The 25,885-nt window shown below is 70.6% G+C and carries 17 protein-coding genes; 9 read left to right on the forward strand and 8 right to left on the reverse strand.

Features of this window, described 5'->3' with window-relative positions; translation table 11 throughout:
• Positions 1–1,233 precede the first annotated feature (1,233 nt).
• The gene (locus tag WME95_RS33165) at positions 1,234–1,776 is read left to right on the forward strand and encodes a response regulator (RefSeq protein ID WP_437911047.1); all 543 of its coding nucleotides are present in this window, start codon (positions 1,234–1,236) and stop codon (positions 1,774–1,776) included.
• Between the two features lie 70 nt (positions 1,777–1,846).
• On the opposite strand, the gene WME95_RS33170 is transcribed toward WME95_RS33165, so the two are convergent.
• Both WME95_RS33170 and WME95_RS33175 read right to left on the reverse strand, forming a co-directional pair.
• A complete protein-coding gene (locus tag WME95_RS33170; protein ID WP_437903350.1) occupies positions 1,847–2,341 on the reverse strand; it encodes a VOC family protein in 495 nt (164 codons plus the stop codon).
• 99 nt (positions 2,342–2,440) lie between these two features.
• Positions 2,441–3,277 (reverse strand): helix-turn-helix domain-containing protein, encoded by an 837-nt coding sequence (locus WME95_RS33175; protein WP_437903351.1) that lies wholly within the window; start codon positions 3,275–3,277, stop codon positions 2,441–2,443.
• A 148-nt stretch (positions 3,278–3,425) separates the two neighbouring features.
• Here WME95_RS33175 and WME95_RS33180 point away from each other — a divergent pair, with 148 nt between their 5' ends.
• Positions 3,426–5,846 (forward strand): NACHT domain-containing protein, encoded by a 2,421-nt coding sequence (locus tag WME95_RS33180; protein WP_437903353.1) that lies wholly within the window; start codon positions 3,426–3,428, stop codon positions 5,844–5,846.
• On the opposite strand, the gene WME95_RS33185 is transcribed toward WME95_RS33180, so the two are convergent.
• The 5 genes from WME95_RS33185 to WME95_RS33205 form a co-directional block, all read right to left on the reverse strand.
• Positions 5,767–6,555, reverse strand: a complete 789-nt coding sequence (locus WME95_RS33185) for a hypothetical protein (RefSeq protein ID WP_437911130.1) — start codon at positions 6,553–6,555, stop codon at positions 5,767–5,769. The two genes, WME95_RS33180 and WME95_RS33185, sit on opposite strands and share 80 nt — an antisense overlap.
• Complete coding sequence (locus tag WME95_RS33190; RefSeq protein WP_437903354.1) at positions 6,515–7,930, reverse strand: AAA family ATPase; 1,416 nt, start codon at positions 7,928–7,930, stop codon at positions 6,515–6,517. The genes WME95_RS33185 and WME95_RS33190 overlap by 41 nt, the downstream gene beginning before the upstream one ends.
• 135 nt (positions 7,931–8,065) lie before the next feature.
• Entirely contained in the window at positions 8,066–9,187 is a 1,122-nt protein-coding gene (locus tag WME95_RS33195) for an ADP-ribosylglycohydrolase family protein (RefSeq protein ID WP_437903355.1), read from the reverse strand.
• Positions 9,188–9,562: 375 nt separating this feature from the next.
• Positions 9,563–10,261, reverse strand: a complete 699-nt coding sequence (locus WME95_RS33200) for a hypothetical protein (protein WP_437903356.1) — start codon at positions 10,259–10,261, stop codon at positions 9,563–9,565.
• A gap of 248 nt (positions 10,262–10,509) precedes the next feature.
• Positions 10,510–12,108 carry an amidase gene (locus tag WME95_RS33205; RefSeq protein ID WP_437911048.1) on the reverse strand — a complete coding sequence of 533 codons (1,599 nt, stop codon included), beginning with the start codon at positions 12,106–12,108 and terminating at the stop codon, positions 10,510–10,512.
• Between the two features lie 86 nt (positions 12,109–12,194).
• Between WME95_RS33205 and WME95_RS33210 the strand changes: the two genes are divergently transcribed.
• A complete protein-coding gene (locus WME95_RS33210; protein WP_437543150.1) occupies positions 12,195–12,539 on the forward strand; it encodes a hypothetical protein in 345 nt (114 codons plus the stop codon).
• Between the two features lie 781 nt (positions 12,540–13,320).
• Complete coding sequence (locus tag WME95_RS33215) at positions 13,321–17,265, forward strand: serine/threonine-protein kinase (RefSeq protein ID WP_437903358.1); 3,945 nt, start codon at positions 13,321–13,323, stop codon at positions 17,263–17,265.
• Positions 17,266–17,302: 37 nt separating this feature from the next.
• On the opposite strand, the gene WME95_RS33220 is transcribed toward WME95_RS33215, so the two are convergent.
• Positions 17,303–18,421 carry a sterol desaturase family protein gene (locus WME95_RS33220; protein WP_437903359.1) on the reverse strand — a complete coding sequence of 373 codons (1,119 nt, stop codon included), beginning with the start codon at positions 18,419–18,421 and terminating at the stop codon, positions 17,303–17,305.
• Positions 18,422–19,123: 702 nt separating this feature from the next.
• On the opposite strand from WME95_RS33220, the gene WME95_RS33225 reads away from it, so the two are divergent.
• The 5 genes from WME95_RS33225 to WME95_RS33245 all read left to right on the forward strand — a co-directional run bounded on the left by WME95_RS33225 (position 19,124) and on the right by WME95_RS33245 (position 25,871).
• Positions 19,124–20,473, forward strand: coding sequence for a glycoside hydrolase 5 family protein (locus tag WME95_RS33225; RefSeq protein ID WP_437903360.1), 1,350 nt, complete (start codon positions 19,124–19,126; stop codon positions 20,471–20,473).
• Between the two features lie 77 nt (positions 20,474–20,550).
• Positions 20,551–21,642: a D-xylose ABC transporter substrate-binding protein gene (gene xylF / locus WME95_RS33230; RefSeq protein ID WP_437911049.1), complete on the forward strand. Its 1,092-nt coding sequence runs from the start codon at positions 20,551–20,553 to the stop codon at positions 21,640–21,642.
• Between the two features lie 462 nt (positions 21,643–22,104).
• Positions 22,105–23,982 carry a multicopper oxidase family protein gene (locus tag WME95_RS33235; RefSeq protein ID WP_437911050.1) on the forward strand — a complete coding sequence of 626 codons (1,878 nt, stop codon included), beginning with the start codon at positions 22,105–22,107 and terminating at the stop codon, positions 23,980–23,982.
• A gap of 246 nt (positions 23,983–24,228) precedes the next feature.
• Positions 24,229–25,344 (forward strand): aminoglycoside phosphotransferase family protein, encoded by a 1,116-nt coding sequence (locus WME95_RS33240; protein WP_437903361.1) that lies wholly within the window; start codon positions 24,229–24,231, stop codon positions 25,342–25,344.
• Entirely contained in the window at positions 25,341–25,871 is a 531-nt protein-coding gene (locus tag WME95_RS33245) for an adenylyl-sulfate kinase (RefSeq protein WP_437543161.1), read from the forward strand. The genes WME95_RS33240 and WME95_RS33245 overlap by 4 nt, the downstream gene beginning before the upstream one ends.
• Positions 25,872–25,885 lie beyond the last annotated feature (14 nt).

The following is a 25,885-nucleotide window of genomic DNA, read 5'->3' on the forward strand; positions in this document are numbered from 1 at the left end:
GCGCCGAGTCTACCCTCACGCGGGCCAGAGGTGCGCGAGAGCGCGCACGGGATCGGGCTGCGTGGCGGGATCGCGGCGCGGCCGCGGCGGCGCGACGGAGCGCGACGGCCGGCGGCGCGAGATCCCGTGGAGGCTGGGCCCTCCGAGCGCCGCGCCGCCAGCCACGCGGGCGCTCGGCGCCGGCGCCAGGGCGCTGTCCGCGGGGGCACGCTCGACCGACTGCGGGGGCACGCTCGACCGACTGCGGGGGCACGCTCGACCGCGAGGCGCGCGTCGCCCGCGCGGAGACGATCTCGCCGGCGATGGCCGCGCAAAGCGCGAAGACCCGCGCGTCCCGGAGCCACGCGCCGCCGCGGTGTTCGCGGCCGCGCGTGGAGGGCGCGGGAGAAAGGGTCGTAGTCGGCGCTCCCCTGGGCCAAGGAGCGGGAAGGCGCCAGCACAGCGTTAATCGCCGCGGCCCTCACCCTCCTCGCGCAGGAGCCGTCTCACGAGCCAGCGCTCGGCGGGCTCAACAGTAGCGTTGGAGGCACCTGCCCGTCGCTGCCGCAGTTCGCCAGGCGGCCCGACGCGGGCGCTCGCACGGACCGACGCAAGCTGCAAAGCACGAAATCGCCAGATCCACACGAACATGGCAGCTGGGACAGGGGAAGTCCCGACAGGAACAGGGAAGCCCCGATCAGCTCGTAAGTGCCGGCCGTGCGCAGAAGAGAAGAAGGGCATCGCAAGTACCGAAGCTCACACAACAGCCATGTGAAGGTTCGAACAAGTTGCAGTTGTTTCCGCCGTGTATCGCGACCGTGGACCGAGGCGCGCGCCCGCAGCCGCACTGAACTGGGCCGTTCGCGTTGCACCTCGACGTCCCAAGTGCCTGCACGACACCATCCAAGCAGGTCGAACGGAACTCGGGATCTTCGTGCTGGCCTGTCGAGAGAGCATGTTGCGCGGTTGACTCGAAGAAACATCGTCGTGTACACCTCGATGGAAGAGGCCGTCGGCGCCGGGGGGTGCCGCCGTGCAGGCCATCGACACCACGCAAGCGCGCTCGCGCACTTCCGCGGCACAGCGGCAGGAGATGCGGGCCCGCGATCGTCGCAGGGAGGCAGCACTGTGTCATCGATCGTAAGAGCCCATCGCACCTCTTCGCAGGGTCAGCACAGGGACGCCACGATCTCGTCTTCCCGACGAAAGTATTGCGTCCTCGTCGTCGACGACGACGAAAGGGCCCTGAGGTCCATTTCTGCAGTCCTCTCCGGGGACGTCGACGTCGTGGAATGTACGTCGGCTGAGCAGGCGCTCGCATTGCTCGAAATCAGGGAGTTTCACCTGGTCTGCTCCGACGTGGTGATGCCTGGGATGAAAGGGGACGAGCTGCTCCGGAGGGTGGCGAACATGCCCGTGTACACGAGCTGTCTCCTCATCACCGGCGCCGAGGAGTACACGCGCTCGAAGGAGGCCGTGTATCACCACGTCCTGCTCAAGCCGTTCAATCCGGCCCGGCTCACGGCGCTCGTCCTTCAGCTGGCGCGCCTCACCGAGATGAAGCGCTCGGTCCACTCGATGGCGGACTCGCTCACGCCGACGGACGCCGGGAGCGAGCTCGTGTCGTGCGGCTGGCCCGACGCCGGGATGGCGCCGGAGTCGTCGCACGCGCCGAGATCCACGAGGCTGGAGGCCTGCGTGACGTGCGGCGCCACCCCGCACGATCTGCCGCACGAGCCGGAGCCGGCGAGGGCCGCCGCGTCCGCGCTCCGCGCCCGGAAGCGATGGGCCCGGTGAGCCTGCGGCCGCGCCGCCGCGTCGCGGGCGGCGGCGCGGCGGCGCGGCGGCGCGGCCGTCGCGGCGCGGGTCAGGCGCCGCTCGGGCCCTGCTCCTCCCACCACCTCGCCATGCGCACCTGCATCTCCTCGACCGAGACGTCCTCGATGACGGCCGACAGGATCCACTGGTGCCCGAACGGGTCCTCGATCCTGCCCTCTCGCCGGCCGTAGAACTGGTCCGCGATCGGGTAGATGATCTTGGCCCCCGCCTCCACGGCGCGCGCGGCGACCGCGTCGGGGTCCTCCACGTTCAGCGTGAGGACGATCGGTGAGCCGCCGAGCGCCTTCGGGCCGCGCGCGTGCCACTGGGGGGCCTCGTCGGCGATGCTGACGATGGAGTCGCCGATCACGAGCTCGGCGCAGACGATGGCGCCGCCGAGCTTCGGGTCGGCGAGGCGCAGCTTCTCGGTCGCGCCGAACACCTTCTTGTAGAACGCGATGGCGTCGGGCGCGCCGGCGACGACGAGGTGCGGCACGACGGCGTGGTACGGGGGCGGGGCGATCGGGTGGGGTCGCTGGGTCATGAGCGAAGGATGCCCACGCGGCCGGAGCGGGTATTGTAAAAACATGCCGGCCTGCCGATCCGTTCGAGCCGACAGCGCCGGCTCAGCCATCGCCGGTGGTCAGCCGTCGAGCGGGACATGGTTCCGCTCGCGGCGCCTGGTCACGTACTCGGTGGGCGTGAGGCCGGCGAACGCGCGGAAGTCGTGGATGAAGTGCGCCTGGTCGTAATAGCCACACGCGGCCGCGACGCCCGCCCAGGAGACGCGCTCGCCGCGCTCGATCGCGGAGACCGCCTGCTGGAAGCGCTGCACACGGCAATAACGCTTCGGGGTGAGGCCGACCCGCTCGGTGAAGCTCCGGATGAACCGCTTCGAGCTCATCCCGAGCTGCCCTGTCACGTCAGCCACGGTCCACGCGCGGGACGGGTCCGCGAACGCGGCGAGCGCGAAGTCGACCGAGGGATCGCGCTCGAGCGACGCGCGCGGGCGGAGGAGCCGCGACGCGAGGGCGGACTCGAGCGCGCGGAGCCTCTCCTCGGGGGTCTTCGCCTCGAGCACGCGCTCGCGGACGAGGGCGGCCTCGCGCCCCCACAGCGCGTCGAGCGAGACGTGGGCGCCGCCGAGCTCCCCGGCGTCCGGGCCGAAGAACGGGGCCGCGCCGCCCGGGGAGAGCTCCGCGCCCACGATCGCGCGCTGCTCCGCGGTGTCGATCGCGAAGTGCTCGGCGTGGGCGCCGCAGACGGCGATGCCGGAGAGGCGGTGGCAGCGGGCGGCGCCGCCCTCCGCAGCGCCGTCGTACCAGCGCAGCTCGTCCTCGGCGAGGTTGATGAGGAGGCTCATGGAGCCGCTGGGGAGCACGCGCTCGAGCAGGTCGGGGAGCTCGGGGGCGGCGTAGTACCAGAGCAGGCGGACGAAGCGGCCGAGCGGGGGAGGCGGGGTGTAGGTAACGAAGCGCATGGGACGGCCCGGGAGAGGCAGCATGCCATGGGCAGAGGCGTGAGGAAGCCGTTCCAGACGCGTGGCGTAGCCTGGGAGGCGCGGGCCGGAAGGAGCGCGGCGCTCGGCGGCTGGACGGTGAGGTGGGCGATCTCTAGGATGCCGGCTCGTGACCGCGGCCGTACGAGAGGCGAAGACCCGGGCGGGGCGAGGCAAGACCGTCGGGGCGAAGCGCCGCTCCAAGGTGGGACCCACGTCGACGGAGTCCAGGGAAGCGGTGCTCGACACGGTCTTCGCCGATGCGCCGGAGGCCCCTCGGGCGAGCGGCGACCTGCCCGAGATGGTCCGCAAGAACCGGCGTGAGCGGGCAAGGCGGCGGCTGCTCGATGCGCTCGAGGCGCGGGGGCCTTATCCCGTTCCGGAGGGGCTGCGCGGCGAGCTGCGCGCGCTGGTGGAGCGGTGGGGGCAAAAGGGCTTCGAGGATGCCTTTCCGGATGCAGACGTGTTCGAGATCCGGTGCGCTGAAGAGCGCGCGGTGCTCGAGGCGGCAGCCAGGGGCGACGAAGAGGCGCGCTTCGCTGCCGCGGAGCGGGCCTACCGGCGGGAGATCGAGGCGAGGTACGGGCAGATCGAGATCCGCGGACTCCAGCTCAGCGCGCGCGTCCGGCAGGATCTCGAGATCGCCTATGTGCCGCTGCACGTCGAGGAGCCGTCCGAGGAGCCGCGCGCGACGAAACCCAGGAAAGGGCCGGGCAAGAAACCCAAGGGCGGAGCGACGGCGGTCGAAGGGAAGGCAGCGAGCGCCATGCTACACGCCCTCGATCGGCCGCGGGTGCTCGCCACGGATGCGCTCGTGAGCCACCCACGGCTCCTGATCATCGGTGAGCCGGGGAGCGGCAAGTCGACGCTCCTCGCCTACCTGGCCACGCGCGCCGCTCGGGACGAGCTGACCACCTCGACCCAAGGACGCGATCGGGCATCGATTCCGTTCGTCGTGCCAGTGCGGGCACTTCAAGAAGCCGCGGCGACCTCGGAGGAGATCGCTCGCGCCGCCGGCGCCGAGGCCTGGTTCGTGGAAGGAGCGCTCCAGCGCGGCCGTGCGCTGCTCCTCGTCGACGGCCTGGATGAAGCCCGGACGCACGTGGCGGGGAAGGTGCTCCCGGCCCTCACGGCGATGCTGGATGCGTATCCGGGGATCCCGGTCGTCGTCACGACGAGGCCCGCCGCCACGCCCGGGAAGGACGAGGCCGCGCCCAGGGGCTTTGCGCGCGCGCGGCTCGTGCCGATGACGCGCGTCGAGGTCGCCGTCTTCATCGATCGCTGGTGTCTGGCCGCCGAGCTGAGCCTCAACAAGCCGCGCGGACAGGCCGAGATCGACGCGCGCACCGCCGCAGACGATCTGAAAGAGCGGGTGCGAGCGAGCCGGGCGATCGAGAAGCTCGCGCAGACTCCCCTCCTCTGCTCCGTCATCTGCGTCGTCCACCGCTTCCTGGGTCAGCGGATCCCGGAGCGACGGGTCGCCCTGTACGAGGCGATCACCAACGTGCTGCTCTACGAGTGGGACCGGGCCAAGTTCGCGGACGGCGCCGCCATCGGCAAGCTCGACGCCCACGCGAAGCGTGCCCTGCTCGCCCGGCTCGCGCTCTCGATGCACAGAGCGCGCGTGGCGGAGCTGCCCGCGGAGGAGGTCGTCAAGAGGCTCGCGGCGCACCTGCCGGATCTCGGCCGCCCAGAGGAGGAGGCGGAGGCGATCGTGGCCGAGATCCGCGACCGAAACGGCGTGCTCGTGGAGCGGGCGCCGGGGTCGTTCGCATTCTCGCACCTGACGTTCCAGGAGTACCTCGCCGCGATGGAGCTGGTGAATGCGCACGCCTACGACCAGCTGCTGCGCAATTACAAGAACAAGTGGTGGCACGAGGTCATCGTCCTTTCCGCCGGGTTCCCGGGGGCGCACGCGGACCGGATCATCCGCGGGCTGCTCGACAAAGACGGCGAGGGCGTGGCTGAAGGGACGATGCTCGCGGCCCAATGTGCAGAGACCGCCATCGAAGTCAGGCAGGCGCTCCGGAAGGAGATCGAGAAACGCGTCGCACGGCTGGTTCCGCCGGCAAGCCCAAAGGAGTTCCGGACGCTTTACCTTCTCGGCGAAGTGGCTGGACCTGTGCTCCTCCGCTCGCTCGACAAGGCGAGCACGGAAGAAAAGGCCTCGATCATCAGGGTGCTTGCATTCATCCGCTATGAGCCCGCGACAAGGGCAATCCTCAAATTCCTAAAAGACCCAAGTCAGACGAAGCATCCGTTTGCCAGCTTCGCTAAAATGGAAAATCGGCCCTACACCCTCGCCGAGTGTGCCGCTGTTTTCGTGGTACATCTAATCAATGCCTCAGAGACGGCGTACTCCATCTTTCTCGACGCTATCGCCTCGGCTGATCCAAGCGCCATTCGGATGCTAAAGATATGGAATGAAATCGAGAAAGATCCCCGGGAAGAAAACAGAATCGAGACACTCATCACGCGCGCCGAGGCCGCGCACGCGAGGGCTTCTTCTTCTGCCGCACGTTCGCCCAAGCGCGCCGCACGTTCTGGTTGATCGCCTCGGAAAACGCAACCGGCCGCGTGATCAACATGTCCTGGAGCCGAATGCCAGGACGTCCCACCAGCTTCCGCACAAAGTCGAGATGGCTCAGGATCGCGTGGCCCCGGTGCTGCGTGAGCCAGTGGCGATCCAGACCGAAGTCCTCGACCGTGAACCTCGCCTGTTCATCGCCTTCACGAGCCTTGATCTCGCCGTTCTCCGCGAAGACGAAGCGGCGGCTTGGCTTGCCCTCGTCCGGCCGAATATACCCTCCAGCCGGCCACTTATCGTGCTTTGCGCCGTTGCAGCCCATGCACCCCAGGAAGTAGTTGTCCCACGCGTAAGCCTGCGCAGGAAAGCGCGCTTTAGGCCGGAAGTGCTCGATCTGCCCTGGCGGCCTGTCCTCTCCTCCCTTCCCAGGATGCGTCGAGCTGACGGGAGACTGGCAGTACGCGCAGAAGCCGTGCGACATCCCGGCGATCGCCTGTCGGACCCGCGCATCGATGCGCCAGACCGGCGGGAAATCCGGCTTCCCGTCCTCGTCGGCCGGCAACACCTCCGGCGCGTAGCGGGCGAACCCCTCCCTCCGCTTCGCACCGTGCTCGGCGAGCTTCTCGAAGGCCCTCGCCTTGCTCCAGAACGCCGCCGCATCCGGGAACGCCGCGTCCACGGTCTCTTGCCAGTCAGCGGGCGCTGCGACGCCCTTTCGCCGGAGCCGGATCACGCCGTCCCCCTCCCTTCCCGGTGAGCTGTGAATCCAGCACCCTGAGCAGCGCGATCTGCGTCCGCGCGATCTCGGACAGCAGCGGGCCCTTGCCTTCCCGCTCCTCCTCGCGCGCGAGCACGCCTTGTAGCTCGTCCAGCACCTTCAGCAATCTTTGCCGGTCGCGAGCCGTCGCCGTGCCGTCTTCGATCTTCTGCCGGAGCTCGGCAGCCTCCACTTCCAGCGACTCGTACGTCGGTGAGAGGCGCGAGGGCACATCGAAGACGGCGCCGTCGACCATCACCGAGTCGACCTCGGCGCCCTCGAGCCTCTCCAGGTCCCCCTCGGTCAACTGCCGCACCGTCGTGCCCTGGCCCGGCTTCTCATCCAGCACGAGGACCGCGGTCGCGCGCTCCTTGTCGTCGATGGCGGCCTGCACCACCGCGGGCGAGTGCGTGGTCAGCACAAAGCGCGTGCCCGGAAACAAGCTCGTGAGCCGGTCGATGATCCGCCGCTGCCAGCGAGGGTGGAGGTTGAGATCGACCTCGTCGATGGCCACCAAGGCCTCGCCAGCGAGCGGATCGTCGAGCGCAGAGAACGTCTGCGCATAGCGGATCGCGAGATCCAGCACGACGGAGAGCATGGCGCGGTATCCGTCGGAGAGCTCGATGATCGAGAGCGAGACGCCCGAGCGACGGAATGCCGCCACCCGGCGCCCTTCCTGTTCGACGATCTCTACATCTTCGATGCGTCTGTCGAGCCCCACGAGCCACTCGTGGAGCCGCTTCCAGACCACCCGCGCAGCAGGATCGTAGTCACCCCGCTCTTCCAGGAGTACAACGTAAGCCGCGAGATCACGGAAGAGGTACTCGTCGAAGTCGAGCAGCGTGCGCGTGGCCGGCCGGCGCAGCGCGTCCTCCAAGTGAATGGGAGGTGCCCGGTCCAGCGCCTGCTTCCACCCCGAACCGAGAAGCGTGGGACCGATCGCCGAACGCGGCCTGGCCGGAGGACGCAGAGCGCGGTACTGACCATAGGCGAAGATGTGGTGCCCACGCGGGAGCCGCGCACGCACGGAGCGCCCTGCACCATCGGTCCAGCGCGCGATCGGCTCGGGGCCAGCACCGTAGAGCGCGATCGACCCGGCCGACCCGCCGTGGCGCAGCGGAAACTTGTCGAGCCCCTCGCCGTCGCCGGGCGCGAGCGAGGCGAGCGCCTCGACGATGCTCGTCTTGCCAGAGCCGTTCTGCCCGATGATGACCGTGACCCGCGCCCCGAGCGGCACCTCGCTGCGCACGAAGCAGCGGACGTTCTCGAGGACGAGCCGTGCTCCACCGGCGGTGCCCGCCCCATCCGGGGGCACGGGCGGCGACTTGGCCTGCTTGCGACGCGTCGTCACCCGCCGACTATAGCCAGACGCATCGCAGAGAGCGCGCTTCCCGGCGCAGCTTCGGTACGCCAGAGCACCAGCTCAGCGGCGCATCTCGGCGAAGGCTCGTCGAGCGTGCAATACCGGCACGACCTTCCTCCCGCTTCAATAAGGCGGCAGCATCCTCCGGAATCCGTGCCCCAGCGCCAGCACCAGGAAGACCAGGTTGCGCAACGGCAATACCGGCCAGAAGAGGCCGAGAGGCCCTTCCACTCGAGCGGTTCGCTCCTCCCCCGCCGCGGCGCCCTCGTCGTGCTCGCCCCGGAAACGCCGCGCGAGCCGCGCGCCGAGCCGCCGCATCCACGCGACCGACCGCGGGAAATCGGCGATCCCGTCGAGCCACGCGCCAGGGATCCCGCGCGCCCCCAGCGTCGCGCCCGCGAGGCCGCCGACGATCGCGCCCGTGCTGTCGGCGTCGCCGCCGAGCAGGATCACGTCCTCCACCGCGCGCCGGAAATCGCCCGGGTGCGCGAGCCAGCAGAACAGGGCCGCTGGAACGGTGTCCACGATGAAGCCGCTCACGCCCTGATGGAGGCCTATCGCCGCAGCGAAGTCCTCCGCCGAGGCGCGCCGGCCGAGCAGCTCCGCCGCGCGGTCGAGCCTGCGGCGAAACTCCTCGTCCGCGACACGCTCGCGGAGCAGCGCGAGCAGCTCGGCCGGACTCACCTGCTCGGGCGTGCGCACCGCGGCATACGCTGCCGCGAGCGCGACGATCCGCGCGCCCTCCTCGGCGCGTGGATCGGTGTGCGTGAGGCGCGTGGACGCGCGCACCATGGAATCGATGCGCGAAGGCGTGAGCGCGAGGGCCGCGCCCAGGATCGGCGCGCGCATCGCGGCGCCGTTGCCCGCGGAGAAGACGCCGCTCCGCTCCGGAGAGAACCCGAGCCACAGCTTGAGGATCGCCCGCAAGGTGGCGTAACCGACGCCCGCCGGCAGCGAGGCGAGCCAGCCGCGGAGCTGCCACGCGAGCGCGCGCGCGAACCGCGCCGCGTCCCCCGGCGCGGCCAGGAGCGCCTGGGCCGTCATGCACGCGTGCTCGGCGTCGTCGCTGATCATCCCGCGGCCGAGCACGAAGCGGTGCTCGATCGGCGACGCGCCGAAGAGGCGCGCGGCGCGGCGGCGCGACAGGCCCTCTCTGGGCAGGCCGAGCGCGTCGCCGACCGCCGTCCCCAGGAGGACGCCAGCGAGGCGGTCCTCGCGATCGATGGGAGTCGTCTCGATGGCCATGCGACCGCGCGCTTCACGTTCCGTGCCCGGAGAGAGCAGCGGAGATCCGAGCTTTCACCCCCCTCGCCAGGGCGGCGGCTTGCCAGGATGGCAGTCCCTCGACAGGCGGATCGACACCGTGTCGCGAGAGCCGCGGTAATCCGCTCCGGAACCAGGCCCTTCTCGGCGTCTTCGGCCCTCCGCGCGCGTGGCTGGCTACGCCCGCCGGCGCCGCCGCGGCGTAATAGATGTCACCGGTGGCCGCGACGTGCTCCTGGGCCAGCGCACCCCGGTCACTCGAGCGCTCGAGCCTGCCAGCTCCCATGTGCTCCGAGCACCGACGACGAGCTCAGCGAAGCGGCCACCGCCGAGCCCGCCCCCCAGGACGCCTGCGCCTCAGGGGCAGCGCGGAGCTGTGTACTCGCCGCTGGGATCGGTTTCCCAGAGCGAGCCCACCCTGAGACGGAAGCGCACCTCGGCCTCGTCGATGGAGAGGATCTCGAGCGTGCCCGGTCCAAACGACCCACCACCCCACGGGCAGTCGTCCGGCTGCGGAGAGTAGGGCTCGCCCGTCTCGCTCATGTGGCTATAGCTGACGAGCGCTGGATCCTCGAGATCGTAGACGCCGACCTGCTGGTAGGCGCTGGGCAGCACGATGCTCAGCGCCCAGTGCCCGCCGCAGGTGAGATGCGTGGTCGGGGAGCCGCACGAGACACCGAGATCCGATGCACGAAGGAAGAGGTCATTGGGATCGAGCGCCGGGCCGCCGCCGCCCGACCCGCTGCTGCCTCCGACGTCACCCTGGCTCTCCCAGTACCGGTCCCAGAGCACCGCCATCTGAGCCCGCGTCAAGGCGACAGCCGGCAACGCATCACCTGGCTCACCGTCGCCCCCGGAGCTGCCGCTGCCCGCAGTGTCGATCGGGCCGCTCTCGACCGGCGGATTGGCGGGGTCGTTCGAACCGCTCTCGCCCGACGGATCGACGGGGTCGTTCGCCCCGCCGTCGTCCATCGCGCCCTCGATGAAGCTCACGTCACAGGCGGCCAGCAGCAGGGGCGCCAGGATCCACAGCATGGAAGCGTTCTTCGTCGTCATGGCGTCCACCATTGCACGACCAGCGCCAACCTCATGGCAGACGAAAACCACGGCCAAACGACGGTGCAACACGCAACCTGTGCCGCGGGTGTGCCAGCGTGCGCCTGGACGCCCTGGCACCGTCCTCCGGTTGTGCCGCCAGACCCCTGGCGTCCCTGGGGGGCATCGTCACCACGATGAGGGATGAGCGACCGCGCGCGCGCTCGTCCGTCGCACCCCCGGCAGCGCCGGGGGTGCGAGGCGCGAGCTCACCACGAGGTCAGCTGAGCTTCGATCCTGTGCTGAGTCGCCTGCTCGTAATCGTAGGCGAACCCCAGCAGCTCAGCCTCGCTCCAGTGAGGGCCGACGAAGATCAGGCTGAAGGGAGCTCCGTCGCTGTATTGACCAGCGGGCACGACCACCCCGGGCAAGCCCGCGATGTTGATCGCGGACTCCGTCGTCGCGGGATAGGTGTCCGAGCCAGCCAGCTCCGGCACCGTGTCATAGGTCTGCGGAAACGCGAGGCCGTCCAGATCGTGCGTCGCCATCACGGAATTGAAGACGTTCACGTACTGGTCCCGCAGCGCCCAGAAGCCCGACAGATCGGGCGCGTCCTCGGGGAAGAGCAGCGAGGCGGCCAGCACGGGGAGCTCGTCGACGTACCAGGACAGCGGCCCTCCGACGGGATCGAACGGAGATATCCCCGTGAAGGCCGCCAGTCCGTCGATCGAGCCGACGACGGTCCCGCCGATCTTGACCCCCTTGAGGTAGCGCTGGAAGTCGTAGGCCACAGACTCCGTCCCTCGCATGTCATAGGGCTCATTGGGCAAGGCCAGAGCGGCGAAGCCGCTCCCGGCGAAGGGATCTTCGACGACGATCGCGCCTTCGTCCTCCAGCTCCTCGATCGTTTGCTCGTACAGCGCTTGCGTCTCGGGAGACAGGCCGCCGTTGCGCCACCCTGAGCCGTACAGGCCGATTCGCTTTCCGCAGAGGGCGGTCTTGCTCAGCTGGCTCGTGTAGCCCCCCACGGGGAGGTGTCCATTGGACAGGCTCGTCTTGGGGTCCTCCGGGGAGTAGCCCGCGAGGATATCCATCACCATGGCGGCGTCGCGGACGGTCCGCGCGATGGGGCCCACCACGTCCCTCGTGCTGCCGGCCAGGGGCACGACGCCGGCCGTGGGGACGAGGGCGAACGTCGGCTTGATGCCGACGAGGCTCTGCGCGGCCGCAGGGTTCTGGATGGATCCCCCCGTCTCCTCCGCGAGGCCAAGCACGGCGAAGTTGCCGGCCACCGCCGTGGCGGTGCCGCTGCTGCTCGCCCCGGGCACCAGGGTCGGGTCCACGGCGTTGTAGGTGGGCCCCGCCCAGCTGCTGTTCGCTCGGGTGCCGTCGTCGCTGAAGGCCGGGATGTTCGTCTTCCCGAGGATGATGGCCCCGGCGGCGATCAACCGATCGACGACGACGGAGTTCTTGATGGGGAGCAGATCGACACCGCCGGCGACCTGCGAGCTGAGCGGAGCCCAGCCCGCCGTCGACGGCAAGCCGACGTGATCCATCGACTCCTTGATGACAACGGGGATCCCGGCCAGGGGGCCGAGGGCCACGCCGTTCCTGCGCTTCCTGTCGATCTCGCGCGCCTGCGCGACGGCGTCCGGGTTGAACGAGGTGAACGCGTTGTAAGACGACTCGTACTGCGCGATCCTCGAGAGATAGGCGTTCGTCAGCGCCTCCGCCGTGTAACGGCGCATCAGGTACGCCCACTGCACCTTCGAGATCGTGAGCTCAGATACGTCGATAGCGGGGGCGCCAACGGAGGCGGTCGCACCATAGGTGGTGCTGGGAGCCCCTGCGGCAATACCAACGAACATGGCTGCTGCCAAGGCAGCGCCAGACAGAATGTTCTTGTTCACGATGGACTGCTCCCTCTCACTTCAGGACATCGACCCTATGCCGGATGGACCTCCGCCGTCGGGTGCCGATTCGGAACCTCGAGCTCGAATCACACGAGCACAGCGGACCAGAGCTCGACGAGGCATGGAATCGTCGCGCTCCGTTCGATCAAGGCCATGTGATGGCGCCCGTCGCCGAGGACGAATCGCCAACCCGTGACAATGACAACACCAACCCGTCCAGCGAACCAACTGGCTCGCACCATCTCGACGGTTCGTCGAGAGCCAATTTAGCTAGGATGTACAGCGGCCTTGAGCAGAAGATTCTTCGTGGCTTTTTACCAGCCAAGCAGGTGACACAGAGACAGAAGATGCGCGCCTTGAACGCGGTTGCTCTCCTACAAAGATGAAGAATATGCGAGAGCTAGGCGCATCATACTTCATGTAAGATATAGCAAGTCGGGGTTCGGTGGCAAGTTGATGTTCGAATTTTTTGAATAGCTTGGGATTGTCGCTGCCTCCCTCGTGCTCCATGTCTGGCGCTGGCCGCGCTGGCCGCGCTGGCCCCTGAAGCGCGGCTTGCTGGCACGCACCGTGCACCGTGCCCCCGACGGGGCGGCGCATCGCCGGCAGCGACGGAGCAGCCTTGTGACCGGCTGTCATCGTCGTCATGGCGGCCAGCCGACGGTCAGCGGAGGCCTGCCCCGGGGTGGGAGAGCATTCTTTGGAACCATGGGTTCCGCTCCCCCTGGAAAACACCACCCAATCAACAGCTCACGCACCCATCGAAGGGGGCCTCCTTATACATACTCCAAAGCCTGCGGACGCTCGTCCACGTCGGCCCGGCTTCGCCCCCGGCGGGCGATGCTGCAGAGCCAAGCGCCGCGCGGCGCGCCGGCACACGTCACACGTCGTCCTCCCATGTCAGAGAAGTCGTCACTTGATCTGAGCCGCTTGCGGAGGATCAGAACACCGGTCTCGAGGAACAGAGACAGGCCTCGAGGGGAGACAGGACTCAGAATCCGTCACAAGAAATCGCCCAATGGCTCCTCGCCCCTGCTGGACGGACGGCGGTGCGGCTGGCCACGGACACGGGGGCGACGCTCCGCGCCTCCCCGCACGTCGACCTCGACGGCCAGCCCCGGCGCTCGCCGTGGACTTTCACGGCCCAAGACGCCGATACTCGAGGGGATGCAACCAGGGGAAGTGCTCGGAGGCCGCTTCGAGATCGTGGGCCGGGCGTGCGCCGGCGGCATGGGGGCGGTCTTCCAGGCGGTCGATCGGCGCTCGGGCGAGGTCGTTGCCGTCAAGGTGTGCCTCGACGACCAGAAATCCGGCGACGAATCGCGCCTCTCTCGCGAGTCCAGGGTGCTCGCAGAGCTCTCCTGCCCAGGTATCGTACGCTACGTCGCGCACGGGCTCGGCGCCTCGGGCGCGCCGTGGCTCGCCATGGAGTGGCTCGATGGCGAGGATCTCGAGCAGCGGCTCCAGCGCCGGGTGCTCACCGTGGACGAGGCGATCGCGCTCATGGTGGGCGCCGCCGCCGCGCTCGCGGCGGTCCACGCGCGCGGCGTCGTTCACCGCGATCTCAAGCCGAGCAACCTGTTCCTGGTGAACGGCGACGCCGCGCGCGTGAAGCTGCTCGACTTCGGCATCGCCGGGATCCCCGACGCCACGCGGCTCACGCGGACGGGCGCCTTCGTCGGGACCCCGGCGTACATGGCGCCAGAGCAGGCCCGGAGCGGGCAGGACGTCGACACGCGCGCCGACGTCTTCGCGCTCGGCTGCGTGCTGTTCGAGTGCCTCACCGGCCAGCCGGCCTTCTGCGGGGCTCACCTGATGGCCGTCCTCGCGAAGATCCTCCTCGACGAGGTGCCGCGGGTAAGCTCCCTCTGCCCCGGCGTCCCCCCCGCCCTCGACGCGCTCTGCGCCCGGATGCTCGCCAAGAACCCGGACGACCGCCCCCGCGACGGCGCGGAGATCGCCGCGGCGCTCGAGGCCATGGGCGTCTCCCCGCTGTCGCGCGCGCCGTCGGAGCCGCCGCCTTCGAACCTGCGCCGCCAGTCCTCGCTGACCCACAAGGAGCGGCGGGTGCTCTCGGTGGCGCTGATGGGACCCGGGCCGCGGCTCGCCGCTTCCCCGGGGCGGGCCGACTCCGAGACGGTGGTCGCCGTCGTGTCGCCGGAGCTGCGCCGGGAGATCGAGGCGCTCGGCGCGTGCCTGGAGCTCCTGGCGGACGGGTCGATCCTGGTGATCCTCCTGGGAGCGGGCGTGGCGACGGATCAGGCCGCGCAGGCGGCCCGCTGCGCGCTCCTGCTCCGCGCCGCCGGCGGGGACCGGCCGGTGGTCCTCACGACCGGCCGCGTGGAGGTCACGGGCGGCCGGCCCGTCGGCGACGTGATCGACCGCGCCGTCCGGATGCTGGCGCAGCCCACGGCGGCGCTCCCGGGCGCGCCGGCGGCAGGACGGGGGACGCCCATCGCCATCGACGAGGTGACCGCCGCGCTGCTCGACGCCCGCTTCGAGGTCGTCGAGACCGAGGCGGGCCTGTGGCTCCGGGGAGAGGAGCCGCTCGCCCGCGGCGCGCGCCTGCTCCTCGGCAAGCCCACGGCCTGCGTCGGGCGCGACTGGGAGGTGGCCACCCTCGAGGCCCTCCTCGCCGGGTGCATCGAGGAGTCGCGGGCGCGCGCCGTGCTCGTCACCGCGCCGGCGGGGCTCGGCAAGTCGCGCCTCGCCTACGAGATCATCCGCCGCGTCCGGCAGCGCGACGAGCCTGTCGCGGTCTGGATCGGCCGCGGCGACCCGCTCCGCAAGGGCGCCCCGTTCGGGATGCTGCGGCAGGCCCTCCAGGGCGCGTGCGGGATCCGCGACCGAGAGCCGATCGAGGCGCGCCGGGAGAAGCTGCTCGCGCGGGTGACCGAGCGCGTCCGCGCGGCCGACGCGCGGCGCGTGGCGGAGTTCCTCGGCGAGCTCCTGGGCGCGCCGTTCCCCGACGAGGACAGCGCGCCCCTCCGCGCCGCCCGCAAGGACGCCCCGCTGATGGGCGATCAGATGCGCAGGGCCTGGCTCGATTTCGCCTCGGCCGCGTGCGCCGCGCAGCCGCTCCTCCTCGTGCTGGAGGACCTGCACTGGGGCGACCTGCCCACCGTCCAGTTCATCAACGACGCCCTGCGCCGGCTCGTGGACCAGCCCCTCCTGGTGCTCGCCCTGGCGCGCCCCGAGGTGTACACGCTGTTCCCAGGGCTCTGGGCCCACAGGGATCTCCAGGAGCTCCGGCTCAAGGAGCTGAGCTCCAGGGCGGGCGCGCGGCTCGTGCGGCACGTCCTCGGCGACGGGGTGAGCGCCGAGACCGTGGCGCAGCTCGTGGCGCAGGCCGACGGCAACGCGTTTTACCTGGAGGAGCTCATCCGGGCGACGTCCGAGGGGAGCCAGGGCGCGCTCCCGGAGACCGTGCTGGCGATGGTGCAATCCCGGCTGGAGCGCCTCGACAGCGCGGCGCGGCAGGTGCTGCGCGCGGCGAGCATCTTCGGGCGGGTGTTCTGGCGGGGCGCGGTGGAGGCGCTGCTCGGCGGTCCCGGCGGCCTCTCCGGGCTCGCGGATCACCTCGATCGCCTCGAGCGGCTGGAATGGATCGGCGCGCGCGACGAGGCGAGGTTCGAGGGAGAGCGGGAGCTCGTCTTCCGCCACGCGCTCGTGCGCGAGGCGGCGTACGGGATGCTCACCGACCAGGATCGCGCGCTCGGCCACCGGCTCGCCGGCGAGTGGCTCCAGCGCGCGGCCGAGCCCTCGGCCGCGGTGATCGCGGAGCACTTCGATCGGGGCGGCGAGCCGCTGCGCGCCGCCGCGTTCTATCATCAGGCCGCGGCGCAGGCGCTCGCCGCGAACGACCTCGTCGTGGTGCTCTCGTGGACCGGGCGCGCCATCGAGCTCGGCATCAGCGGCGAGGCGCGCGGCGAGGTCCTCCTGCACCGGGCCGAGGCGCACCACTGGCGCGGCGAGCTCGTCGAGGCCGCGCGCTGGGCGACCATGGCGGTGGAGGAGCTGCCCCGGCGCAGCGCGCCCTGGTTCGCCGCCGTGCGCGAGGCCGCGGTCGTGCTGGCCCGGCTGGGGCAGCACGACCGCCTCGCCAGCCTCAGCGGCGATCTCGCGGACGCCTGGACGGGAGAGGGCGCGACGGGCCCGCTCCTGGCGGCGTCCGCGGGGACGGCGCTCTACCTGACGATCAGCGGCCTCTACGCGCACGCCACGCCACTCCAGGCGCTCATCGACACCGCGGCCGAGCGCTTCTGCGACGACCCGGCCGTGAGCGGGGTCGTCCTCCGCGAGCGCGCCTGGCGCGAGCTGTACGCGGGCCGGCACGGCTCGGGCCGGGCGCTGCTCGCGCGCTCGGTCGCCTCCCACGAGCGCGCGGGGAACCTGCGCCTGGCGTGCTTCTGCCGGCTCGATCTCGGCTTCCAGGAGCACCAGCTCGGCGCGTACGCCGAGGCGGAGACCATCCTGCGCGGCGCGCTCGCGGACGCCGAGCGCATGGGCCTCGACGGCTGCATGGCGGTCGCGTGGAGCACCCTCGGCGCGCCCCTCTGCCGCCTGGGCGCGCTGGACGAGGCGCGCGAGGCCCTGATGAAGGCCATCGCGTTCCTGGAGGCGCAGGGGGATCGCCGGCTCGCGGGCGCGTCGCGCACCTACCTCGCCGGGTGCCTGATGCGCGCGGGCGATCTCGCCGGCGCCGAGGCCGAGGCCCGGCGCGCCGTGGCGCAGCTGGAGAGGATAGGTCCGCTCGTCGTGCTGGCGCGGGCGACGCTCTCGGCCGTCCTGCTCGCGCGCGGCGAGACCCCCGAGGCGCTCGCCGAGGCGCGCGCGGCGGTCGCGTTGCTCGACCGGCTGGGCATGGTCGAGGAGGGCGAGGCGTTCGCCCGCCTGGTCTACGCCGAGGCGCTGTTCGCGGCGGGCGACCTCCCGGCGGCCCGGACCGCCATCGCGCACGCCCGGACGAGGCTCCTCGATGCCGCCGCCCAGCTCGACGATGCTGCGCGGCGCGAGCAGTTCCTCCAGCGCGTCGAGGAGAACGCACGCACGCTCGAGCTGGCGCGCGCGTGGATCGACGAGGGGGGCTCCACGGAACGACGAGGGGTCTAGCGTCTATCGCTCTTCACGACGGAGATACACGGGCGGCTCACGCCGGCGAGATCGGCAGTTCCTTCGGAGAGCTCGCGGCCGCCGCGCCCTGCGCCGGCGCCGGCAGGGTCGGCCCGTCGAGCAGCGCTCCGACCGCCGCGAGCGCCGCGAGGAGGACGGCCGCCCCCGCCCACAGCGGGCCCGCGGCCATGTTCGGCGACGCGTAGAGGAACGCGATCGCGCCGAGCAGCGCCGCGAGGAAGAGCGCCGCGGCGAGCACGCGCGCCCGGCGGGGGCGCGCCACGTCGTGAAGGACGTAATCCGGGTCGGTGCGCAGCGGGCCCTCGTCGGGCGAAGTCGCGGTGGACCGCCACTCCGGCGGCCGGAACCAGACAAGCAGCTTGCCGGAGAGGCGCGGCTCCGCCGCCGCCATGCGCGCGAGCCTCCGCCACGGGTCGACGTTGGCGCGCAGCGCGCTGAAGCTGGCCAGCGGCTGGACGACGCCATACCGAGGGGGCGCCCCCTCGGCGCGGAAGGTGCCGAACAGCCGATCCCAGACGATGAGCACGCCGCCGTGGTTCCTGTCGAGATACGCGGCGTCGACGCCGTGGTGCACGCGGTGATGAGATGGCGTGTTCAGCACCCACTCCAGCGGACCGAGGCGGCCGACGAGCCGCGTGTGAATCCAGAACTGATAGAGGACGTTCAGCGTATACGTCGTGACGACCATCCCCGTGGGGAAGCCGAGCACGGCGAGCGGCCAGAAGAACGGCCAGTACAAGGCCCGCTGGAGCCAGCTCTGGCGCAGCGCGACCGAGAGGTTGTAGTCCTCGCTCTGGTGGTGGACCGCGTGCGCGGCCCACATGAAGTTCACCCGATGGCTCGCGCGGTGCGCCCAGTAGTAGCAGAAGTCGACAGCGACGAAGCAGGCCGCCCAGCTCCACAACGCGCCCTCCGGCAGCCGCGCGAGCGCGGCGCGCTCGAAGAGGAAGAGATAGACGAGGACTCCGCCGCTCACGACGGAGACGATGACCTGCTGCCCGACCCCGCACGAGAGGTTGGCGAGCGCGTCGGAGAAGCGGTAGTCGCGGCGCCCGCGGCGGCGACAGAGCCAGAGCTCGACGCCGATGAGCGCGAAGAAGGCCGGCACCGCGAACAGGATCAAGCTCGGCGACATCTGCCGTCCTCCATGGAGATGGAGCCGCCGCGCGGCGGATCGGCTCGCGTCCGCCCAGTCTAGCCTGGAACCCCGCCGGCGCGCCCGGAGACGCACCACGCGAGAGGCGCCACGCCAGCCGGCCTCTTCCCTGTTGACGCTGAACCGTTTAAGTGGTCTGCCACGAGCCACGCCGGCGCGTGAGCGACCACCGGGAGCGGAGATTTGTATCGTCGCGGATCAGGGGGAGCTCGCCGCCGCCGCCGGCGATGCCACCCCGCGACGGTGGCGCAGCAGCTCGGCAGATCCCTGCGAACCGGACGCGCGCTCCGGGCGGCAGGGCTCAGCGATCCGTGAGGAACGACACTCGAACCCCATGAGGAACCGACCATGAAGAAGACCGTCTTGCTCGCTTTGGGTTTGCTCTCCCTCGCCGCGTGCTCCTCCTCCGACCCGGCGGACCCCGCGCCCTCCGGCGGCACGGGCGGGTCCGGCAACACCGGCGGCGGCGGGAGCGGCGCGACCGGCGGAAGCGACGCCACCGGCGGAAGCGACGCCACCGGCGGCGGCGGAAGCGGCGCGACCGGCGGAAGCGACGCCACCGGCGGCGGCGGGGACGGAACCGGCGGCGGCCAGGCGCTCGACTGCGCCCAGCAACCGGAAAAGTGCTACGTCCGCGCCGAAGGTAGTAAGCTCACGCTCGACGGGAAACCGTACAGGTATATGGGCACGAACTTCTGGTCGGCTCCCTACATCAGCCGCGAGCGCCTGCGCACCGAGCTCGACATCCTCGAGGCCCACGGCGCCCTGAACCTCAGGATCATGGCGCTCAGCGAGGGCGACATCCCCGCGGCGCAGCAGAACGATCAGAAGTACGGCCCGCAACGGATCTTTCCGGCATCATCCGACAAGCCGTGCGCCGATGCGCAGCTCGAGGCGTTCGCCGACAACCTCGTGACGGTGCTCGACGAGATGCACAGCCGCGGGATGAAGGCGGTGATGACCCTGAACGACTTCTGGCACTGGTCCGGCGGTATGCCCCAGTACATGAAGTGGGCTCACGAGCAGCCGACCCTCTCCTGCGGAGAGGACTTCAGCGCGTACCAGGTCGGCCTGACGCACCCCACGACGGGCGCTGCCCTGCTCGCGGCGGACCACCACGTGCCGTTCACCGGCTCGATCCGGTTCCAGCAGGGCACAGGCCAGGACTGCCAGGCCGTGGCCATCGGCGAGTGGGCCATCCCTCACTCGGGCACGCTCGATCCGAACACGAACCCGTGGCCCGACCAGATGGATCTCTCGTCGCTGTTCTTCTGCAACGAGAAGGCCCAGGAGTTCTACTTCAGCCGGGCCAAGGTCCTGATCGAGAAGCTCAAGGACCATCCGGGGATCATGGCGTGGCAGCTCGGGAACGAGCCGCGATCGTTCAAGGGCTGGGGCCCGCTCTTCAAGCTCTGGGTCGAGAGGAACGCGAAGTTCATCAAGGACATCGACCCGAACCACCTCGTCTCCATCGGCTCGGAGGGCGACCTGTCCTATAACTGGGGCGACTACGCCAACAGCGATTACAGGGCGTTCCACGACGTGCCCGGCATCGATTACCTCACCTTCCACGTGTGGCCCGAGAACTGGGAGTGGTACGACCCGTCGCTGCCGATGGACAGCGCCGCCGACAAGGGGCTCCTGGCCGCCATCACCAAGAGCAACGGGTACATCGACGCGCAGCTCGCGCACGCCAGGGAGCTGAACAAGCCGATCGTCGTGGAGGAGTTCGGGCTCGCCCGGGACGACAAGTCCGAGCCGGTCTCGTCGCCCGTCGCCAAGCGGAACGAGTATTACGCTTCCATGTTCGACGCCGTCGTCGAGAACCCGGAGCTCGCCGGCGTCAACTTCTGGGCCTGGGCCGGGATCGGGAGGCCGTCGGACGACGGCAACGACTACTGGCTCCTCGGCAACGACTACATCGGCGATCCGCCCCATGAGCTCCAGGGGTGGTACTCGGTGTACGATGACGACACGGAAACCTTGAATCTTATCATGAGCTACGCCGACCAGCTCAACTCGACGCAGTAGCGCCGGCGGCCATAACAGAGCCCCTATCCCATTCATCTCACGCGGAGGTCACCTTGATTCGTCGCTCCACCTTTCTCATGGCGTTGTTCTCGCTCGCGTTCTCGGCCGGCTGCTCGAAGCCGGATGAAGGCGGCGCAAGCGCGAACAAGCCCGAGGCAACAGCAGCCGCCAAGGGTGCGGAAGCCAAGGGCCCGGAGAAGAAGAAAGACAAGATCACGATCGGCTTCTCCATGGACACCCTCAAGGAGGAGCGGTGGCAGCGCGACCGCGACCTGTTCAAGGCGAAGGCCGAGACGCTCGGCGCCCAGGTGCTCGTGCAGTCCGCGAACAGCGACGACGCCCTCCAGAACTCGCAGGCGGAGAACCTGCTCACGCAGGGCGTCGACGTGCTCGTGGTCGTGCCCCACAACGCCAAGACGACGGCCACCATCGTCGAGTCGGCGCACAAGCAGGGCGTGCCCGTCATCGCGTACGACCGGCTGATCCTCGACTCCGACGTGGACCTCTACGTGTCCTTCGACAACGTCAAGGTGGGCGAGCTCCAGGCCGAGGCCCTCGTGAAGAAGTTCCCGAAGGGGAACTACATCCTCATCGGCGGCTCCCCGACCGACAACAACGCGAAGCTCTTCCGCGAAGGGCAGATGAACATCCTGAAGCCGCTCATCGACAAGGGCGACATCAAGACGGTGGCGGACCAGTGGGCCAAGGACTGGCAGCCGGTCGAGGGGCTCAAGATCACCGAGAACGCCCTCACCAAGAACAACAACAACGTCACGGCGGTCGTCGCGTCGAACGACGGGCTCGCGGGCGCGGCCGTCCAGGCCCTCGGCGAGCAGAAGCTCGCCGGCAAGGTCGGCGTCTCGGGCCAGGACGCCGAGCTCGCCGCCTGCCAGCGGATCGCGGCCGGCACCCAGAGCATGACCGTCTACAAGCCGCTCAAGCTGCTCGCCGAGAAGGCCGCCGAGCTCGCCGTCAAGCTGGCGAAGAAGGAGCCCGTCGGCGAGAAGACGCAGACGGTCAACAACGGCAAGAAGGACGTCCAGAGCGTGCTCATCACGCCGGTCGCCGTGGACAAGGACAACCTCGCCGCGACGGTGATCGCGGACGGCTTCCACAAGGTCGAGGACGTCTACAAGGACCTCCCCAAGGACCAGTGGCCGGCCAAGTAGGCCCCTAGCTGGACATCCAGGGCCCGGCGAGCGCCCCGGCCGCCGCGAGGCGACCAGCCGCCGGGTCAGGTCCGCCCCTCCCCCTCTGCGCCCGTCTCGACGGCCGCGATCCTCGATGAGGCTCTTCGCCCGGAGAGCCACCGGCACGCAACATCCCCTCTCACCCGCGGTCCGTGGGCGGCGCATCGTCCGAGGCAACCCCGCTCCGAACGGCGGAACGCGGCGCGTCGCCGGGGGCCTTGCGATCATGGCGATCGTCCGTGATCCAGGGGCTCCTCGAATCCGGTGCTTCCTGCGTGGACCGGAGCCGTGCGCTGGTCATGATGCTGCGCCCTCGCAGCGCCGCGCGAGGCAAGGAGACGCGATGTCCTCCATGAAGCGACGAGAGCCACGGAAGCACGGTCCGACCGCGACGGGGTCACGGCGCTCCGGCGAGGTGGCGTGATGAGGGCGGCCGTGTCCATGTGTCCGGACGTCCCGGGCTCGGCCCCGACCCTCTCCGGCGCCGCCATCCCCAGGTACACGCGCCCGTTGCTCATCCCGGAGGTCATGCCCCTGGCCACGGGGCTCGGCGCGGGCAGCGCGGGCAGCGACGCCTACGAGATCGCCGTCCGGCAGATCGAGCAGCACATCCTTCCACCCGAGCTGGGTTTGCCCCCGACGACCGTCTGGAGCTACGGCTCCGTCCATCACCCGGAGACGTTCGCCTATCCGGCGTTCACCGTCGAGGCGAGGTACCGCAGGCCGGTGCGGGTGAAGTGGATCAACGATCTCAGGGACCCTGAGACCGGCCGCTTCCTCCCTCATTTGCTCCCTGTCGACCCGACCCTGCACTGGGCCAACCCGCCCGGCGGGGCGCAGGGCCGCGACAGCCGGCCCGCGTTCCCTGGCGATTGCCCGCCAGGACCGTACCGGGGCCCGGTGCCGATCGTCACGCACCTCCACGGGATGGCCAGGATGGGGCAAGAGAACGACGGTTATCCCGAGGCCTGGTATCTCCCCGCGGCGACCGACATCCCCGAGGGGTACGCGGCGACGGGCACCTTCTACGACTACTACCAGCGCACGTCGCCGCTCGGGGGCCTGTGGGAGCCGGGCGCGGCCGTGTTCCAGTACCCGAACGACCAGCGGGCCGCGACGCTCTGGTACCACGACCACACGCTCGGCATCACCCGGCTCAACGTCTACGCGGGGCCGGCCGGCTTCTACCTGATCCGCGGCGGGCCGGACGATCTGCCGCAGGGCGTCCTGCCCGGACCAGCCCCGCGACCGGGAGACCGCCCAGGAGCGAGGGTGTACGAGATCCCGCTCTTGATCCAGGACCGCTCCTTCAACGACGACGGGTCGCTCTTCTATCCAGCGTCGCGCGGGCTCGCCCCCGAGCTCGCGGACATCTACATCCCGAAGGGCGATATCTCGCCGATCTGGGTCCCGGAGTTCTTCGGCGACGTCATCGTCGTCAACGGCCAGGCATGGCCCTATCTCGAGGTCGAGCAGCGGCGGTACCGCTTCCGCATCCTGAACGGCAGCGCCTCGCGGTTCTTGATCCTGAAGATGGATAACGGCCTCCCGTTCTGGCAGATCGGCTCGGACGGCGGATTCCTCCCTTCCCCCGTGGAGCGCGGGACCCTCCTGCTCGCTCCGGCCGAGCGCGCGGACGTGATCGTGGATTTCAGCGGCGTCCGCGCCGGCGCCGAGCCCGTCCTCCTCAACCTCGGTCCGGACGCGCCGTTCACCGGCGGCCCGCAGGCCGCCGCCGATCCGGCGACGACAGGGCAGGTGATGCAGTTCCGCGTCGTGCCGGCGACCGGCGCGGACTCGAGCACGCCACCGCACCGGCTCGCGCTGCCGCGGCTCGCCCCCCTCGGAGATGCGGCGCTCGTGCGCCAGGTGTCCCTGAACGACCTGAGCTCCGCGCTCCGGCCCGACGCCGGCCTGAGCGTGGCCGCGCTGGGCACGCTGGAGCCTCCTCCGGGCTCCCGCGCGGCGAGGCCGCTCTTCTGGCACGATCCCATCACCGAGAACCCGGCCCTGGGATCGACCGAGGTGTGGGAGATCTACAACTTCACCGTGGACGCGCACCCGATCCACGTCCACGAGGTCCACTTCGCGATCGTCGATCGCCAGCCGTTCGACGGCGCCCCGCGCCCGCCGGAGGCCGGGGAGGAGGGCCGCAAGGACACCGTCGTCGCGCTGCCGTTCGAGATCACGCGCATCAAGATGGTGTTCGAGAGCCCCGGCCGGTTCGTGTGGCACTGCCACATCCTCGAGCACGAAGACAACGAGATGATGCGGCCTTACCAGATCGGTCCCACGCCGCCCGGGATCCCGACCCGCTGATCCCGCCCCGCCTGACGCCGCGCGACGTCGCGCGGCCCCGCGCACGCCTCGCGCGGCAGCGCAGGTCCTGCGAGCGCCCGGCCCGGTCCCGGTGCGTGCCCGCGCTCATCAGCCCGCCGAAGGCCCCGCGCGCTCCAGGATCCGACCCGCTCCCCGAGGTGCTTCTGGAGCAGGCTCGTCAGCTATGCGGCCTGCTTCTTGCTGCGCACATGCTCACTCGAGCACGTCGCCACATCCGAGGAGACCATGAGCGCCCCGTCGGTCCTGCCTGAATCCGATCCCGCACGCCCGGTCCGCGAGCTCATCGATGCAGCGTTTCCTGAGGCGCGCGTCGAGGAGATCACCCTCCTCGGACCCGACAACCCCTCGGGCCACGACCAGACCGAGAAGGCCGCCGGCTACGGCGTACCCCGCCGGATCACGGTGGTGAGGCCCGATGGCTCCAGGCAGAAGCTGGTCCTGCACACGTCGACGGCGGACGCGTTCGGCCACGACAGGCGGGCGGATCGCGCGGCGGAGGCGCTGCTCGCCTTCGACACCTTCGGGTCGATCCCGGCGCACGTCGAGGTCGTGGACGTCGGCTCGCTGACGCGCGACGGTCACTTCCTGTCCCTGCGGGACGCGGGCGAGTTCTATCTCCTGACCACGTACGCGGAGGGAGACGTCTACGCCGCGGATCTGCGCCGGATCGCGAGGGAGCGGCGCGCGGGCCCCGAGGATTTCGCCCGCTGCGAGGCGCTCGCCAGGTACCTCATCGCGCTCCACGGCGCGAAGGGCGCGCAGCCGGGCAGCTACCGCCGCGCGGCGCGCGATCTCGTGGGCCACGGTGAAGGCATCTTCGGCATCATCGACGGCTATCCGGACGACGTGCCCGGCGCGCCGCCCGAGCGGCTCCAGGCCATCGAGCGGCGCTGCGTGGCGTGGCGATGGAAGCTCCGCGGCCGGGATCATCGGCTGGCCCGCACGCACGGCGATTTCCACCCGTTCAACATCGTGTTCGACGAGGCGTCGCGGCTCACGCTGCTCGACACGAGCCGCGGGTCCCAGGGCGATCCCGCGGACGACGTCACCTGCCTCGCCATCAATTACGTCTTCTTCGCGCTGGACGCGCCTGGTGCGTGGGAGGGCGGCTTCCGCGCGCTGTGGCGGCGGCTCTGGGAGGTCTACCTCGGCTCGGGCGGCGCCGCGGGGCTGCTCGACGTGGCGGCGCCGTTCCTCGCGTGGCGCGCGCTCGTGCTGGCCAACCCCGGGTGGTACCCCGCGGTCACGGCGCGGGCGAGGGACGCGCTGCTCTCCTTCGTGGAGCGCGCCCTCGACGCGCCGCGCTTCGATCCGGACGACGCCGAGAGGCTCTTCGCGTGAGCGGCGGGGTCGTCTGGATCACGGGGCTCCCGTCGTCGGGTAAATCGACGCTGGCCGCGCGGGCGCACCGGGCGCTGCTCGGCGAGGGGCGGGCGAGCTGCCTCCTCGACGGGGACGAGGTGCGCGACGCCCTGGTCCCGCGGCCCGGCTACGACCCGCGCGCTCGCGACGATTTCTACGAGACGCTCGCGCGCCTCGCGGCGCTGCTCGCGCGCCAGGGGCCGATCGTGATCGTCGCGGCGACGGCGCACCGCCGCGCCTACCGGGAGCGCGCCCGCGCGCTCGCGCCGCGGCTCATCGAGGTCTACGTGGACGTCGCGCCGGCGACCTGCAGGGAGCGCGACCCGAAGGGGCTCTACCACGCGGCCGGCGCCGGGGAGATCGGCGCGCTCCCGGGCGCGGGCGCCGACTACGAGGCGCCGCTCGCGCCGGAGCTCGTCGCGCGCGGCGGCGAGGACGAGGCGGCGCTCGCGGCGCTGATCGAGCGCGCGAGATCCTGGTCCGCCTCGGCGGGGGCGGGGCCGTGATAAACACGGTCACC

The sequence above is a fragment of the Sorangium sp. So ce327 genome, from assembly GCF_051530205.1.
GTDB lineage: Bacteria > Myxococcota_A > Polyangia > Polyangiales > Polyangiaceae > Sorangium > Sorangium cellulosum_B.